19 protein-coding genes are annotated in these 15,541 nt (G+C 57.7%); 15 read left to right on the forward strand and 4 right to left on the reverse strand.

What is annotated here, in order from left to right; translation table 11 throughout:
- Positions 1-129 precede the first annotated feature (129 nt).
- Positions 130-1,128, reverse strand: a complete 999-nt coding sequence (gene fbp, locus C3406_RS15205) for a class 1 fructose-bisphosphatase (RefSeq protein WP_103178013.1) — start codon at positions 1,126-1,128, stop codon at positions 130-132.
- Positions 1,129-1,307: 179 nt separating this feature from the next.
- On the opposite strand from fbp, the gene mpl reads away from it, so the two are divergent.
- Positions 1,308-2,681 carry a UDP-N-acetylmuramate:L-alanyl-gamma-D-glutamyl-meso-diaminopimelate ligase gene (gene mpl, locus C3406_RS15210; protein ID WP_103823036.1) on the forward strand — a complete coding sequence of 458 codons (1,374 nt, stop codon included), beginning with the start codon at positions 1,308-1,310 and terminating at the stop codon, positions 2,679-2,681.
- Positions 2,682-2,772: 91 nt separating this feature from the next.
- On the opposite strand, the gene yjgA is transcribed toward mpl, so the two are convergent.
- Positions 2,773-3,324 carry a ribosome biogenesis factor YjgA gene (yjgA, locus tag C3406_RS15215; protein WP_103823037.1) on the reverse strand — a complete coding sequence of 184 codons (552 nt, stop codon included), beginning with the start codon at positions 3,322-3,324 and terminating at the stop codon, positions 2,773-2,775.
- A gap of 95 nt (positions 3,325-3,419) precedes the next feature.
- Here yjgA and pmbA point away from each other — a divergent pair, with 95 nt between their 5' ends.
- A complete protein-coding gene (gene pmbA / locus C3406_RS15220) occupies positions 3,420-4,772 on the forward strand; it encodes a metalloprotease PmbA (RefSeq protein WP_103823038.1) in 1,353 nt (450 codons plus the stop codon).
- Between the two features lie 52 nt (positions 4,773-4,824).
- Entirely contained in the window at positions 4,825-5,208 is a 384-nt protein-coding gene (gene cybC, locus C3406_RS15225; protein WP_103823039.1) for a cytochrome b562, read from the forward strand.
- Between the two features lie 73 nt (positions 5,209-5,281).
- On the opposite strand, the gene C3406_RS26880 is transcribed toward cybC, so the two are convergent.
- Positions 5,282-5,560 (reverse strand): Hok/Gef family protein, encoded by a 279-nt coding sequence (locus C3406_RS26880; protein WP_309236373.1) that lies wholly within the window; start codon positions 5,558-5,560, stop codon positions 5,282-5,284.
- Positions 5,561-5,859: 299 nt separating this feature from the next.
- Between C3406_RS26880 and C3406_RS15235 the strand changes: the two genes are divergently transcribed.
- The 12 genes from C3406_RS15235 (at position 5,860) to C3406_RS15290 (ending at position 15,056) form a co-directional block, all read left to right on the forward strand.
- Complete coding sequence (locus tag C3406_RS15235; RefSeq protein ID WP_103823041.1) at positions 5,860-6,198, forward strand: glycine dehydrogenase; 339 nt, start codon at positions 5,860-5,862, stop codon at positions 6,196-6,198.
- A 10-nt stretch (positions 6,199-6,208) separates the two neighbouring features.
- Positions 6,209-6,571 carry an SFCGS family glycine-rich protein gene (locus C3406_RS15240; RefSeq protein WP_006179053.1) on the forward strand — a complete coding sequence of 121 codons (363 nt, stop codon included), beginning with the start codon at positions 6,209-6,211 and terminating at the stop codon, positions 6,569-6,571.
- Positions 6,572-6,573: 2 nt separating this feature from the next.
- Positions 6,574-6,873 (forward strand): DUF4312 family protein, encoded by a 300-nt coding sequence (locus C3406_RS15245; RefSeq protein WP_006810338.1) that lies wholly within the window; start codon positions 6,574-6,576, stop codon positions 6,871-6,873.
- Between the two features lie 22 nt (positions 6,874-6,895).
- Positions 6,896-7,672, forward strand: coding sequence for a DUF4311 domain-containing protein (locus tag C3406_RS15250; RefSeq protein WP_103823042.1), 777 nt, complete (start codon positions 6,896-6,898; stop codon positions 7,670-7,672).
- A gap of 13 nt (positions 7,673-7,685) precedes the next feature.
- Entirely contained in the window at positions 7,686-8,327 is a 642-nt protein-coding gene (locus tag C3406_RS15255) for a DUF4310 family protein (protein WP_103178023.1), read from the forward strand.
- A gap of 42 nt (positions 8,328-8,369) precedes the next feature.
- Entirely contained in the window at positions 8,370-9,503 is a 1,134-nt protein-coding gene (locus C3406_RS15260; protein WP_103823043.1) for an amidohydrolase/deacetylase family metallohydrolase, read from the forward strand.
- Positions 9,487-10,629 (forward strand): DgaE family pyridoxal phosphate-dependent ammonia lyase, encoded by a 1,143-nt coding sequence (locus C3406_RS15265; RefSeq protein WP_103823044.1) that lies wholly within the window; start codon positions 9,487-9,489, stop codon positions 10,627-10,629. Before C3406_RS15260 ends, C3406_RS15265 begins: the two co-directional genes overlap by 17 nt.
- Positions 10,601-11,341, forward strand: a complete 741-nt coding sequence (gene dagF, locus C3406_RS15270; RefSeq protein WP_103823045.1) for a 2-dehydro-3-deoxy-phosphogluconate aldolase — start codon at positions 10,601-10,603, stop codon at positions 11,339-11,341. Before C3406_RS15265 ends, dagF begins: the two co-directional genes overlap by 29 nt.
- A 54-nt stretch (positions 11,342-11,395) precedes the next feature.
- Complete coding sequence (locus C3406_RS15275) at positions 11,396-12,532, forward strand: lactonase family protein (RefSeq protein WP_103823046.1); 1,137 nt, start codon at positions 11,396-11,398, stop codon at positions 12,530-12,532.
- 19 nt (positions 12,533-12,551) lie between these two features.
- Complete coding sequence (locus C3406_RS15280) at positions 12,552-14,462, forward strand: BglG family transcription antiterminator (RefSeq protein WP_103823047.1); 1,911 nt, start codon at positions 12,552-12,554, stop codon at positions 14,460-14,462.
- A 77-nt stretch (positions 14,463-14,539) separates the two neighbouring features.
- Positions 14,540-14,782 carry a type II toxin-antitoxin system RelB/DinJ family antitoxin gene (locus C3406_RS15285; protein WP_103823048.1) on the forward strand — a complete coding sequence of 81 codons (243 nt, stop codon included), beginning with the start codon at positions 14,540-14,542 and terminating at the stop codon, positions 14,780-14,782.
- Positions 14,772-15,056 carry a type II toxin-antitoxin system RelE family toxin gene (locus C3406_RS15290; RefSeq protein ID WP_103178030.1) on the forward strand — a complete coding sequence of 95 codons (285 nt, stop codon included), beginning with the start codon at positions 14,772-14,774 and terminating at the stop codon, positions 15,054-15,056. The genes C3406_RS15285 and C3406_RS15290 overlap by 11 nt, the downstream gene beginning before the upstream one ends.
- A gap of 3 nt (positions 15,057-15,059) precedes the next feature.
- On the opposite strand, the gene nrdG is transcribed toward C3406_RS15290, so the two are convergent.
- A complete protein-coding gene (gene nrdG / locus C3406_RS15295; protein ID WP_103823049.1) occupies positions 15,060-15,524 on the reverse strand; it encodes an anaerobic ribonucleoside-triphosphate reductase-activating protein in 465 nt (154 codons plus the stop codon).
- Positions 15,525-15,541 lie beyond the last annotated feature (17 nt).

Raw genomic sequence — 15,541 nt, forward strand, 5'->3', positions numbered from 1 at the left:
CGCCGTCATGATGACGCATTGATTCAGCGGGTTACAGCAGCATTTTTATATAGTTTTATACCAACAAAGATATAAATGTTTGGAAAAACAAAAAGGGGCCGAGTGGCCCCTTTTGGTCAAACTCAACAATCAGGCATCCGGGAATTCACGGATAAAGCGTTCCACGTCGTCAACCATATGATCGTTGCCAACGAAGAAGGAACGGCGCTGGTGCAGGCTTTCAGGAATGATATCCATAATCCGCTCTTTGCCGTCGCTGGCTTTACCGCCCGCCTGTTCGGCGAGGAAGGCCATTGGGTTGCACTCATACAGCAGGCGCAGCTTGCCTTCCGGGTGGCTGGCGGTGCTTGGGTAGAGGTAGATACCGCCCTTCAGCAGGTTGCGGTGGAAATCCGCCACCAGGGAGCCGATATAACGCGAGGTATAAGGACGCTGGGTCGATTTATCCTCTTCCTGGCAGAATTTGATGTACTTCTTCACCCCGGCCGGGAATTTAATGTAGTTCCCTTCGTTGATGGAGTAAGTGCTGCCTTTCTGCGGGAAGCGCATGCGCTCCTGGCACAGGCAGAATACACCCAGCGACGGATCGTAGGTAAAGGCGTGGACGCCGCAGCCGGTGGTGTAGACCAGCATGGTGGAGGAGCCATATACCACATAACCCGCAGCAACCTGCTTATTGCCCGGCTGCAGGAAATCTTCTTCGGTGACCGGCGTGCCGACAGGGGTGACGCGACGGTAAATGGAGAAAATGGTGCCGACAGAGACGTTAACGTCGATGTTGGAGGAGCCATCCAGCGGATCCATCAGGACGACATACTTGGCGTGTTCACAGCCTTCAAAGACGACGATTTCATCTTCTTCCTCGGAGGCGATCCCCGCAACGATGTCGCGCGCGCGCAGTGCAGCTTTCAGTTTTTCATTCGCGAACAGATCGAGTTTCTGTTGAACTTCGCCCTGCACGTTTTCAGCACCGCTGGCACCCAGGATATCGACCAGTCCGGCTTTGTTGATATCGCGGTGGATGATCTTGGCGCCCAGCTTTATTGCCGACAACAAAGCAGTGAGCTCACCGGTAGCATGCGAGAACTCGTGCTGCTTTTCGACAATAAATTCACCTAACGTTTTCATAACACTTTCCCTGCATTGGATGTTGAGTAAAGTTGTTGATGCCCAACAATCTTAACAAACTTTCAAATTGTCGCGCAGAGGTGAATCGCGCCAGCTTGCTACAGATTTTCCTGAAATGCATTTCTCTGCTGCTGACATATGCGTAAAATGTGCGCCACATTGAAGAAGGATAGTGACGTATGCGCATTCATATATTGGGGATTTGTGGCACTTTCATGGGCGGCCTGGCTATGCTGGCGCGCGCTCTTGGCCATGAGGTGACAGGTTCGGACGCCAATGTGTATCCGCCGATGAGCACGCTGCTGGAAAACCAGGGCATTGATCTGATTCAGGGCTACGACGCCAGCCAGCTGGAGCCGCAGCCGGATCTGGTGATCATCGGAAACGCCATGACCCGGGGCAATCCCTGCGTAGAAGCCGTGCTGGAAAGGAATATTCCCTACATGTCAGGCCCGCAGTGGCTGCATGATTTCGTTCTGCGCGATCGCTGGGTGCTGGCGGTGGCGGGAACCCACGGTAAAACCACCACCGCCGGTATGGCGACGTGGATCCTCGAAGCCTGCGGCTACAAGCCGGGCTTTGTGATTGGTGGCGTGCCGGGGAACTTTGACGTTTCTGCCCGTCTGGGCGAGAGCCCGTTCTTTGTTATTGAGGCGGACGAATATGACTGCGCGTTCTTTGATAAACGCTCCAAGTTCGTTCATTACTGCCCGCGTACGCTGATCCTCAACAACCTTGAGTTTGACCACGCGGACATTTTCGACGACCTGAAAGCGATTCAGAAGCAGTTCCACCACCTGGTGCGCATCGTACCGGGGCAGGGACGCATCATCCTGCCGGAGAACGACATTAACCTGAAGCAGACCCTGGCGATGGGATGCTGGAGCGAGCAGGAGCTGGTGGGCGAGCAGGGCCACTGGCAGGCGAAAAAGCTCACCAACGATGCCTCCCGCTGGGAAGTGTTGCTGGATGGCGAAAAAGTCGGGGAAGTGCACTGGGCGCTGGTGGGCGAACATAACATGCATAACGGCCTGATGGCGATCGCCGCGGCCCGTCATGTGGGTGTCTTGCCTGCCGATGCGGCGAATGCGCTGGGATCGTTCATCAACGCTCGTCGCCGTCTTGAGCTGCGCGGCGAAGCCAATGGCGTGACGGTGTATGACGATTTTGCCCATCACCCGACCGCGATCCTCGCGACGCTGGCTGCCCTGCGCGGCAAAGTGGGCGGCACGGCACGCATTCTGGCCGTACTGGAACCGCGCTCCAACACCATGAAGATGGGGATTTGCAAAGACGATTTAGCCCCCTCTTTAGGTCGCGCGGACGAGGTCTTCCTCCTGCAACCGCAGCACATTCCGTGGCAGGTGGCGGAAGTGGCCGAAGCCTGCGTTCAGCCTGCGCACTGGAGTGCCGACGTGGATACGCTGGCGGAGATGGTGGTGAAAACCGCGCAGCCGGGCGATCACATTCTGGTGATGAGCAACGGCGGGTTTGGTGGGATCCATCAGAAACTGCTGGACGGTCTGGCGAAGAAAGCAGAAGCAGTGGCGTAAAAAAAAGCCCGGTGGCGTTAACGCTGACCGGGTTTTTTTGTAGGCCGGATAAGGCGTTTACGCCGCCATCCGGCAAACAGTAAGTAAAATATTAATCTTCGGCTTCCGCCAGCTCGCGCAGATACTGGAAGATCAGACGCGCAGACTTCGGCGGTTTATTCCCTTCTTTCTCTTTCTTCGCGTTACGGATCAGAGACCGCAGCTGCTGGCGATCGGCATCTGGCCACAGGTTCAGCACTTCCGGTACGGCGTCATCGCCCTGTTCAATCAGACGATCGCGGATCTGCTCCAGCTTATGGAACAGCGCAACCTGTTGGTTGTGGCGGTTTTTCAGCTTATCCAGCGCCTGGCGAATCGGCTCTACGTCGCGCTGGCGCAATAATTTACCAATCAACTGAAGCTGGCGGCGACGGCCCTCTTTCTTGATGCGCTGTGCCAGTTCGATGGCGGCACGCAGATCCGGGTCGAGCGGGATTTTATCCAGCGCGTTTTTACCCAGCTCTACCATCTCCGCACCAAGCTGTTTTAACTCTTCGGCGTCGCGTTTAATTTCACTTTTACTGACCCAGATGATCTCATCATCTTCGTCTTCGATGTCATCACCGGGAACGTCGTCGAGCCAGTCTTCGGGCTGCTTAGTCATGTCAGGCTCCTTAAAAAAAGAGGCTAATGTTACCAGTTTAGACGCGTACTGAGAAACGGTTCTCTGTTAGACTTCAGCTAACTACACCTTACATTATGGCATTTACGATGAAAGTGATCTCACAAGTTGCAGCGCAGCGTAAAGCACTGGAAGAGGCCGTCTCCATGGCCCTGGAGCTGGCGTCAGCGAAATCGGACGGGGCAGAAGTCGCCGTCAGCAAAACCACTGGCCTGAGCGTCAGCACCCGCTATGGCGAAGTGGAAACCGTTGAATTTAATAGCGATGGCGCATTAGGGATTACTGTTTATCACCAGAACCGTAAAGGCAGCGCCTCCTCTACCGATTTAAGCCCTGACGCCATTGCGCGGACCGTCCAGGCGGCGCTGGATATCGCCTCCTACACCTCTCCAGACCCCTATGCCGGGGTGGCTGACAAAGAGCTGCTGGCCTTTGAGGCCCCGGATCTGGATCTCTTCCATCCGGCGGAAGTGACCCCGGACGAAGCCATTGAGTTCGCCGCTCGCGCGGAGCAGGCCTCCCTTAATGCCGATAAGCGCATCACCAATACCGAAGGCGGCAGCTTTAACAGCCACTACGGCATTAAAGTTTTTGGCAACAGCCACGGCATGTTGCAGGGCTATTGCTCCACCCGTCACTCTCTTTCCAGCTGCGTGATTGCCGAAGAGAACGGCGACATGGAGCGCGATTACGCCTATACCATTGGCCGCGCGATGGGCGATCTACAGTCGCCAGAGTGGGTTGGGGCGGAGTGTGCAAAACGCACCTTATCCCGCCTGGCTCCGCGTAAACTCTCTACCATGAAAGCACCGGTTATCTTTGCCAATGAAGTGGCGACCGGGCTGTTCGGGCATCTGGTCGGCGCGATTGCCGGCGGCGCGGTCTACCGTAAATCCACCTTCCTGCTCGATGCGCTGGGTACGCAAATCCTGCCGGAGTGGTTGACCATTGAAGAGCACCCGCATCTGCTGAAAGGACTGGCCTCCACACCGTTCGACAGCGAAGGCGTGCGCACCGAGCGTCGCGATATCGTCAAAGAGGGCATCCTGACCCAGTGGCTGCTGACCAACTATTCCGCACGCAAACTGGGGCTTAAGAGCACCGGCCATGCGGGCGGCATCCACAACTGGCGCATTCCGGGCCGCGGCCTGAGCTTTGAGCAGATGCTGAAAGAGATGGGCACCGGGCTGGTGGTCACCGAGCTGATGGGGCAGGGCGTGAGCGGCGTCACCGGCGACTACTCGCGCGGGGCGTCTGGCTTCTGGGTGGAAAACGGTGAGATTCAGTATCCGGTGAGTGAAATTACCATCGCCGGTAACCTGAAAGATATGTGGCGTAATATCGTGACGGTGGGCAACGATATTGAGACACGCAGCAATATCCAGTGCGGTTCCGTTCTTCTGCCGGAAATGAAAATCGCCGGTCAATAATACCAGGCGCACTTCGGTGCGCTTTTTTTAATAATAAAAAAGGAAGTGAGCAATGCGTAAAACCCTGTTAGCTATCCTCGCAGCGTCATCGCTGGTCATGAGCACCTCGGTCTTTGCCGACCTGGAAGACAATATGGACACCCTCAGCGAAAACCTGAAAGTGGTGCAAAAAACCGATAACGCGGCTGAGATGAAAGAGGCGTTAACCAAAATGCGCACCGCCGCGGTAGACGCGCAAAAAGAGACCCCGCCAAAGCTGGAAGGCAAAGCGGAAGATAGCCCGGAGATGAAAGATTTCCGCCACGGCCTTGAGACGCTGGTGGGCCAGATTGACGGCGCGCTGAAGCTGGCGAACGAAGGCAAAGTAAAAGAGGCCCAGGCGGCAGCCGATGGCTTTGTTACCACGCGCAATACCTATCACAAAAAATACCGTTAATGGGTGCCTGAGCCTTACGTCCTTGATACACTCATGAAATGCAGGGGGATTGTACTCCCCCCGCATACTCGCTCTACTCCTTGCCAGAGTTGCAATCCAGTCGGGCAGTCACCTCCAGTGAACCTTTGCGATAGCTAATTTCGCACAGGTTTCGCCGGGTTATCAGTGTGAGCAGGATTGCTGTTATTGCGGCAATCGTTGTTACTCTGATAATAAGTTTTGTGCTTTTCATGGATGCCTCCTTGCTTTTAAAGCGGGCGAGGTAGCGAACTCCACGTGTTCGGACGTGTCGTTTCGAGCCCCCGCCCTGATTTTTCGTCAGGCGGGGCTTTCCACTTCCCGTCCCATGCATGAGACGGTCAGTCTCAAGCACCCACGGCCACTCTAACGAATCCTCATAAGAAAACCTTATCCAGCTCACACTTCTACGAGTCTGTTCGTAAACTTTTTCACTTCCACAACGTGGCTTTTGCCGTTCAGGAGCGTGATATTCATCACGTTAGGCCAGCGAAAAATCGTTATTCAGCGCAATTATGTGGCACAGATCACTGGTGCCGCTCTCCTTTCCACTTCGAAGTGGAAAACAACTCGCTACAAACCCCTGACACCCGGCGTTAGTTTTATCCCAGAGCCAATAACGGGGTAAGACGAGTGATTAACGGAACGGTAATAAACGACACTGGAGACCAGGCGGCGCAAACTGAACAGCTGGCCGACACCATGCTCAGGCAGATTTTCGCCCTGCTTAGTCATCACCACATTATCCCCAATGCCGTTCAGGAGCAGATGCTGACCTCCCACGTTCGCGCCATGGCGCACCGGTCGGTAACCGGCGAGCCGTTGCCGGAGGTCGAGGCTGACCTGTTTGACGAAATTTCACCAGAATCCATGCGACTTGCCCGTGAAGTGGTGGCGCAGTTTGGCAATCTTCCTGATGAAGAAGCCTGGCTGCTCTCCGTTCACTTCGAAGTCGCCAAAGACAACCTTTAAGGAGCACATCATGGAACAAATTACAGTCGTCATCGGCGATCGCCTGGGTAAAGGCCAGAAGGTTGCAGCAGGCGTTGAAAAAGCGGGTGGCCGTGCGGTCGTGGTGCCAGGCATGGCGGCAGATATGAAGCTGGGCGACGTGATGAAGGCGGAGAATGCCACCTTCGGTATCTCCTTCTGCGGCAGCGGCGGCGCGGGTGCTATCACCGCCCAGACCAAATATGGCTACAAAGCGAAGTATGGCATGCGCTCGGTCGATGAAGGCGTCACCGCCATCAACGAAGGCTGCAACGTGCTCGGCTTTGGCTTTATGGATAAAGAAGAGCTGGGCGAGCGTCTGGTCCAGGCGTGGCAGAAGAAGCACGGCGCATAAGCATGAAAGAACAGTTCACCACCACGGTGAGAGTGAAGGGCAAGGGCGACGCCAAAGCGCGCGCCTTTGCCGACGCGCTGAACCATGTTCAGGCCGCGGTGATGAAAGCATCGCCGCATATCTTACTGCGTATTGAGCCACAGGATGTGCAGGTTGTTCAGGCGCAAGAAGCGGTGCGTAAAGAGGCGTTTCTGTTCTTCTTTTTGCGCCGGGAAAGACGCACCTACAGCGTGGAGCTGGACGTGACCGTCAACGTGACTGCCATCAATCTGGACCAGGTGGACTTTGTCACGCAACGCTGATTCTTACTAATAGGGCAGACGAATGTTCCTGATAATTTTAATAAAATCGCTCATCATCGGCGGCCTGGTTGGCGTCGGCGTTGGGGCCGGGGCTGCACGCATGTTTAATGCGCCTACCACACAGGGTATGGGCGCGTTTCGTACGTTGGGGGAGCTGAACTCCTGCGAGGGGGATCCGGCGTCCCACTTCTCCTTTGGGTTAGGCTTCTTCTTTAACGCCTGGGCCTCGTCGGTTGCGGCGGGTTCCTTCACCCAGGACGTTGACCACCGCATCATCCCGAACTGGGGTGCCGCGGCGCTGATGATCAAAAACCGCAACGTCGGCGAGACACTGCACGATCCCCGCAAAATGGCGATCGCCTGCGGCGTGATCGGCATGATTGTCGTCACCTTCCTGAACCTCACCGCCTCCTCCGTTCCGGCTGCGTTGCAGGTCACCGCCGTTAAGGTGCTGGTGCCGGCGGCAAACCTGCTGGTTAACACCGTGATGCCGGTGATCTTCTGGCTGGCGGCCATCGATGCGGGTAAAAAATCGGGCTTCTGGGCCACCGTCTTTGGCGGCGCGGCGCAGCTGATTATGGGTAACGCCGTACCGGGTCTGGTACTGGGTATTCTGATCGGTAAAGGGGTGGAAGAGAGCGGCTGGAACCACGTCACCAAAGTGATGATGGCGGCCATCGTTCTGCTCTTCGTGCTGAGCGGCTTCTTCCGCGGCTTCGACATGAAGATGATCGAATCCTTCCATCTGACCGTGCCGAACTGGCTCGACATGATCCACAACTCGCTCAGCGGCAAGTAACAGGAGCCTCTAAATGGAACAGAATAAAGGTTTTTGGTATGCCGACTGGTCGTTCCCGATCTTTGTTGGCCTGCTCTCCTCCGGCGTCTTCGCCGGGACACACATGTATTACCTCTACGGCATCGGCGCCTTTAACGAAGTGGCCTTCGTGGCGATGCTGAAAGCGGGCATCGATACCGGTGCCTACGGCGCGGTGGCGGCGTTCGGCGCCAGCTTCCTGTTCGCCCGTATTATCGAAGGCTCCCTGGTGGGGATTCTGGATATCGGCGGGGCGATCCAGACCGGCGTCGGCTTAGGCGTGCCGGCGCTGCTGCTGGGCGCGGGCATCATGTTCCCGGTGACCAACTTTATCGCCTCGTTGGCAACCGGCCTGGTGATTGGCCTGGCGATTGGCTACGTCATCATCCTGGCGCGTAAGTTCACCATCAATCAGAGCAACTCCACCTACGGGGCAGACGTGATGATGGGCGCGGGTAACGCCTCTGGCCGCTTCCTTGGGCCGTTGATTATCCTCAGCGCCATGACCGCCTCAATCCCGATCGGCATCGGTTCCCTGTTGGGCGCGCTGCTGTTCTATATCTGGCAGAAGCCGATTACCGGTGGCGCCATCCTCGGCGCAATGCTTTTAGGCTGGCTGTTCCCGGTCGCCCTTTAATACCCGCGGGCGCTCCGGCGCCCGCCTTCTCAGGAGAACCCCATGTTTGATTTACTCCTGCGCCGTGCGCGCCTCACCGACGATACCCTGACCGATATCGCCATTCAGGACGGGAAGATCGCGGCGGTTGGCGACATCACCGATCCCGCACAGCACACCGTTGAGCTCAACGGTGACACCTGGGTCAGCGCGGGCTGGATTGATTCCCACGTTCACTGCTACCCGAACTCGCCGATTTATCACGACGAGCCGGACAGCGTCGGTATCGCCACCGGCGTCACTTCCGTGGTGGATGCGGGCAGCACCGGGGCGGATGACGTGGATGATTTTTACGCCATCACCCGCAACGCCTCTACCGAGGTATTTGCCCTGCTGAACATCTCCCGCGTGGGGCTGATTGCCCAGAACGAGCTGGCCAATATGGCCAATATCGACGCCGATGCGGTAAAGCAGGCGGTAAAGCGCCACCCTGATTTTATCGTCGGCCTGAAAGCGCGCATGAGCAGCAGCGTGGTGGGCGAGAATGGCATTACGCCGCTGGAACGTGCGAAGGCCATCCAGAAAGAGAACGGCGATCTGCCGCTGATGGTGCACATTGGCAACAACCCGCCAAACCTCGACGAAATCGCCGAGCTGCTGAGTTCAGGCGACATCATTACCCACTGCTACAACGGCAAACCGAACCGCATTCTGACCCCCTCCGGCGAGCTGCGCGCCTCCATCACCTCCGCCCTGAAGCGCGGCGTGCGGCTGGACGTGGGCCACGGCACGGCGAGCTTCAGCTTTGAGGTGGCGAAACGCGCCATCGCGATGGGCATTCTGCCGCACACCATCAGCTCGGATATCTACTGCCGCAACCGCATCAACGGCCCGGTGGGCTCGCTGGCGAGCGTGATGTCGAAATTCCTCGCTATCGGCATGTCGCTGCCGCAGGTGATTGAGTGCGTCACCGCCAATGCCGCCGACGGCCTGCGCCTGACGCGCAAAGGCCGCATTCAGCCGGGTCTCGACGCCGACCTGACGCTCTTCACCCTTAAGCGCCAGCCAACGCTGCTGGTGGATGCCGAAAACGACAGCCTGCAGGCTGAACACATTCTGGTGCCGCTTGCCGCGATCCGCGCGGGCAAGGGCTACATGACCGAACAAGGGAGCACGGAACATGCCTTCAATTTTTGAGAAATACAATTTAAAACAGGTGATTAACACCTCCGGGCGCATGACGGCGCTGGGCGTCTCCACCCCGCGCCCGGAGGTAGTGCAGGCGGCAATGGAGGGGATGAACCAGTACTTTGAGATGAAGGATCTGGTCAACAAAACCGGTGAATACATTGCAAAACTGCTGGATGTGGAAGGGGCAACCGTCGTCTCCTGCGCCTCGGCGGGCATCGCCCAGTCGGTGGCGGCGGTGCTGGTGAAGGACAGCGACTGGCTGCTGGAAAACCTCCACGTCACCCCGATTGAGAACAATGAGATCGTCCTGCCGAAAGGCCACAACGTCAACTTCGGCGCCCCGGTGGGCACCATGGTGGCGCTGGGCGGCGGCCGACTGGTGGAAGCGGGCTACGCCAACGAATGCTCCGCCGATCAGCTGGCGGCGGCGATCACTCCGCGCACCGCGGCCATTCTCTACATCAAATCGCACCACTGCGTGCAGAAAAGCATGCTCAGCGTGGAGCAGGCGGCGGTAGTCGCACGTAAACACGATCTGCCGCTGATCGTCGACGCGGCAGCGGAAGAGGATCTGCACACTTACTACCGCGCCGGGGCTTCTCTTGTTATCTACAGCGGCGCGAAGGCGATCGAAGGGCCAACCAGCGGGCTGGTGATTGGCAGAACCCAGTATGTGGAGTGGGTGAAGCGTCAGACGGCGGGCATTGGCCGGGCGATGAAGGTGGGTAAAGAGGGCATTCTGGGCCTCACCTGCGCCATCGAACACTACCTGACGGCGACCAAAGAGAGCGGGGCGGAGATGGTGGCGAAGATGACGCCGTTTATCGACGCGCTCAACACCCTGAATGGCGTAACCGCCCGCGTGGTGTGGGACAGCGCCGGGCGCGATATCGCCCGCACCGAGATTAAGTTCGACGAAGCCACCACCGGCGTCGGCACCGGCGATCTGGTGCACGCGCTGAAACAGGGCGAATACGCCATCTACTTCCGCGGCTATAAAGCGAACGAAGGGATTATCGAAGCGGACGTGCGCAGCGTCACCGCTGACCAACTGAACATTGTCTACCGCCGCATCAGCGAAGTATTAGGCAGGAGAAAACCGCATGAAACTGACCCCCAATTTTTACCGTGACCGCGTCTGCCTGAACGTGCTGGCCGGCTCGAAAGCCAACGCCAGCGCCATTTACGAGGCGGCGGAAGGTCATGTGCTGGTAGGCGTGCTCTCCAAAAATTACCCGGACGTGGACAGCGCCGTCGCCGATATGCGCGAATACGCCGCCCTGATTGATAATGCGCTCTCTGTGGGCCTGGGCGCGGGCGATCCGAACCAGTCGGCGATGGTGAGCGAGATCGCCCGTCAGGTGCAGCCGCAGCACGTCAACCAGGTCTTCACTGGCGTGGCGACCAGCCGCGCGCTGCTGGGGCAGAGCGAGTCCGTGGTTAACGGCCTGGTCTCCCCGACCGGCACCGTCGGGATGGTGAAAATCTCCACCGGCCCGCTGAGCAGCGCGGCACCGGACGGCATCGTACCGGTTGAAACGGCGATTGCCCTGCTGAAAGATTTCGGCGGCAGCTCAATCAAATACTTCCCGATGGGCGGCCTGAAATGCCGTGACGAGTATAAAGCGGTGGCGGAAGCCTGCGCCCGTCACGACTTCTGGCTGGAGCCGACCGGGGGTATCGATCTGGAAAACTTTGAGGAAATCCTGCAGATCGCCCTCGATGCAGGCGTGAGCAAGATCATCCCGCATATCTACAGCTCGATTATCGACAAAGCCAGCGGCGATACGCGTCCGGAGGATGTGCGTACGCTGCTGGAGATGACGAAAAAACAGGTTAAGTAGTCCCTCACCCTAACCCTCTCCCGCCGGGGGAGGGAAACACGATCAGGAGCCACCATGCACACCCGTAACCTGCTTGTCGCTTCACTTTCTATGCTTGCCACCGCCGCTGTCGCCCAGACGCAGTATGCCTGGGTGGGAACCTACAACCCCAACGGTGAAGGGCTCTACCGCTTTACCGTCGATCCGCAATCCGGTGCGCTCGCCAACAAAACGCTGGTGAGCAAACTGCCGAACGCCGCGCAGTTAACCGTCTCACACGATGGCAAAACGCTCTATCTGGCAAGCGAAGTGGAGCAGGGGGTGGTGCAGGCGCTGCGGATAGGGGATAACGGCGAGCTGAGCGAACTGAATCAGGTGGCATCCGGCGGTGCGGGCCCGGTCTATTTCTCGCTGACGCCGAACGGCAAGCACCTGCTGGTGGCCAACTACATCAGCGGATCCATTGCGGTGCTGCCGATCAACGCTGACGGCAGCCTGGGTAATGCCACGGATACCCACCAGGATCAAGGCGAACCGGGTGCCGCTAAACCTGAAGCCGCCGTAGAGGGCAGTTTTGCCATCAGCGATCATAACGGCCCCCATGCGCACATGATCGCCGCCGATCCGAGCGGGAAATATGTTTTTTCCACCGATCTGGGGCTGGATCGTATCTATCAGTACCGTTTTGACGATCGCACCGGGAAGCTCACCCCGAACGATCCGCCATTTATCAGCGCCTCCTCAAAAGGGGCCGGGCCGCGCCATTTCGTCTTTACGCCAAAAGGTGACGCCCTGTGGCTGATAAACGAAGAGGCGTCTACGCTGACCCATTATGCCGTAGAGGCCAACGGTACGCTGAAAGAGGGCAAGAGCGTCTCTGCGCTGCCAGCCGGCTACAAGGGCACCAGTTTTGCCGCCGGGCTGGCGTTAAGTGGTGATGGCAAGCAGTTGTATGTTGCTAACCGTTTGCATAACAGCATCGGTCACTTTACCGTAACGGCGGAAGGAACGCTGACGCATCAGGACGATGTCTGGACGCGTGGCGATTACCCGCGCACCCTGACGCTGGATAAACAGGGGCGCTGGCTCTATGTCATGAACCAGCGCAGCGACAACATCACCCGGTTTCGCGTGGCGCAGGACGGCAAGCTGAGCGTCGAGCCAGACTATACCCCGGTCGGCAGTCCATCCCAGATGGTCATTTCACCCTAAGCTGTAAGAGGACAACCCCGTGCGATTTCCCAACCAACGTTTAGCGCAACTGTTCGAGATGTTGCAAAACGAGACGCTGCCGCAGGACGAACTGGCGCAACGGTTGTCGGTCTCCACGCGTACCGTCCGGGCTGATATCACCGCGCTGAACGCGCTACTGGCGGGGAACGGGGCGCAGTTTATCCTTAGCCGGGGTAACGGCTATCAACTGAAAATTGACGATCCGGCGCGCTATCAGCTGTTGCAGGCTTCGCATCCGCAGACGCTGCGTATTCCGCGCACCGGCCCCGAGCGGGTGCACTACCTGGTGGTGCGCTTTCTCACCTCGGCATTCTCCCTCAAGCTGGAGGATCTGGCCGACGAGTGGTTTGTCAGCCGCGCCACGCTGCAAAGCGATATGGCGGAGGTGCGCGAGTGGTTTCATCGCTATCGCCTGACGCTGGAGACCCGCCCACGTCACGGCATGAAGCTATTTGGCAGCGAGATGGCGATCCGCGCCTGCCTCACCGATCTGCTGTGGCAGCTGGCGCAGCAGGACAACCTTAATCCGCTGGTAACGGAAGTGGCACTCAATGCGGGCGTGCCGGAGCAGCTCGCCGCCGTGCTGCATGAGACCTTCACCCGCCACCATATCCGTCTGACCGATGAGGGCGAGCTGTTTTTACGGCTCTACGGCGCGGTCACGGTGCGACGTATCAGCGAAGGCTATCCGCTGCCAGAGTTTAACGCTGAAGAGGTGGCCGAGAATGTGCGCGACGCTGCGCGGGATATCGCCAGCGCCATCGCCCGGCTGGCAGATAAAACGCTGTCGCCCTCGGAGGTGACCTGGCTGGGAGTGCATATCGCCGCGCGTCAGGTGCAGGAGATCTCCCCCAGCGCCATCAACGCCGATGATGAAGAGGCGCTGGTGAACTACATCCTGCGCTATATCAACACCCACTATAACTACAACCTCCTCGCGGACGCTCAGCTCCACGCGGATCTGCTGACCCACATAAAAACCATGATCACCCGGGTGCGCTACCAGATCATGATCCCCAATCCGTTGCTGGATAACATCAAGCAGCACTATCCGATGGCATGGGACATGACCCTGGCGGCGGTCTCGAGCTGGGGCAAGTACACGCCGTATGTGATCAGCGAAAACGAGATTGGCTTCCTGGTGCTGCATATCGGCGTCGGGCTGGAGCGCCACTACAACATTGGCTATCAGCGCCAGCCGCGGGTGATGCTGGTGTGCGACGCGGGCAACGCGATGGTACGGATGATCGAGGCCGTGTTGCAGCGCAAGTATCCGCAAATCGAGGTGACGCGCGTGCTGACGCTGCGGGAGTATGAGCAGTGCGAGAACATCAGCGAAGATTTTGTCATCTCTACCGCGCGGATCGGCGAAAAAGCCAAGCCGGTGGTGATGATTGCCCCGTTCCCGACCGACTATCAGCTTGAGCAGATCGGCAAGCTGGTGCTGGTGGACAGAACGCGCCCCTGGATGCTGGAAAAGTACTTTGACGCCAGCCACTTCCGGATGATTAATCAGCCCATCGACCAGCAGACGCTGTTCCGTGAGCTGTGCGGTCAGCTACAGGAGGAGGGGTTTGTGGATGCGGAGTTTCTCGACTCGGTGGTGGAGCGCGAGGCCATCGTCAGCACCCTGCTCGGCGACGGCATCGCCCTGCCGCACTCCCTCGGTTTACTGGCGCAAAAAACCGTGGTCTACACCGTGCTGGCCCCGCAGGGGATTCAGTGGGGGGATGAAACCGCGCACGTGATCTTCCTGCTGGCGATCAGTAAAAGCGAGTATGAAGAGGCGATGGCCATCTACGATATTTTCGTCACCTTCCTGCGCGAACGGGCGATGACGCGACTCTGTCAATGTCACGACTTCGCGGAGTTTAAAACTGTGGCGATGGAGAGTTTGAGCCGGTTTTGAGAGGCGCTATCCAGAATTCGATGTAATGCGAATGTAATGCTAAACTGCATTACACATTCGTTTTTACCGGAGGCATAATGGCCACGCTTAACGTCCGTCTGGATGACAAACTCAAAAACGAGGCATATGCCGTGCTGGAAAAACTGAACATTACCCCGACGGAAGCCGTTCGGCTTCTGTTCCAGTATGTCGCGGAAAATGGCCGCATGCCGGTCAAAACCTTGACGGTGAGCGACAGCGAAGATGAACTGATCAGGACGGTCAGGGAACGGCTGGCGAATCCGCAAAAAGGGATCAAGGTTAGTCTGGATGACCTATGAGCTGGAATTCGATCCACGTGCGCTAAAGGAGTGGCAGAAGCTGGGTGATACGGTTAAGAGTCAGTTTAAGAAGAAGCTGGCAGTCGTCCTGTCAAACCCGCGGAGAGAGTCTGCCAGGTTACATGGCTTGCCGGACTGCTATAAAATTAAACTCAGTTCGTCCGGTTATCGGCTGGTATATCAGGTCAGGGATAAGGTCATTACGGTATTTGTGGTCGCAGTGGGAAAACGCGAAAAATCAGCCGTCTATCACGACGCGAATCAACGGCTTTAAGACTCAACGCAGGTGATGCACCACCTGGTTACTGCTGCCGCGCCAGATAAGCATCGGATCTTTCAGATCCTGCACAAATTTGCCGTCGATCAGCACGTTAATCAGATCCACCACCTGCATTTGCTCATCGTTCAGTTCGTCCAGCTTATAGCCCGTCCACACCCAGATATCTTTGCCCGGGCACTCGGCGCGAATGCGCTGCACCAGCTTCAGGATATCCGGCACGTTTTGCGGGTGCAGCGGATCGCCGCCGGAGAGCGAAATCCCCTGGCGTTTGATGCGCGTGTCGTTGAGATCGTCGATGATCTGCTGTTCCATCTCCGCGGTAAACGGCATGCCGGAATTCAGTCGCCAGGTGCTTTTGTTGTAGCAGCCGGGGCATTCATGAACGCAGCCGGAGACAAACAGGGTGCAGCGGGTGCCGGGGCCGTTGACGATGTCGACAGGATAATATTGATGATACTTCATAGTGTATAACCACGCCG

It is taken from the genome of Leclercia sp. LSNIH8, from assembly GCF_002920195.1.
In the GTDB taxonomy this organism is placed as follows: Bacteria; Pseudomonadota; Gammaproteobacteria; order Enterobacterales; family Enterobacteriaceae; genus Enterobacter.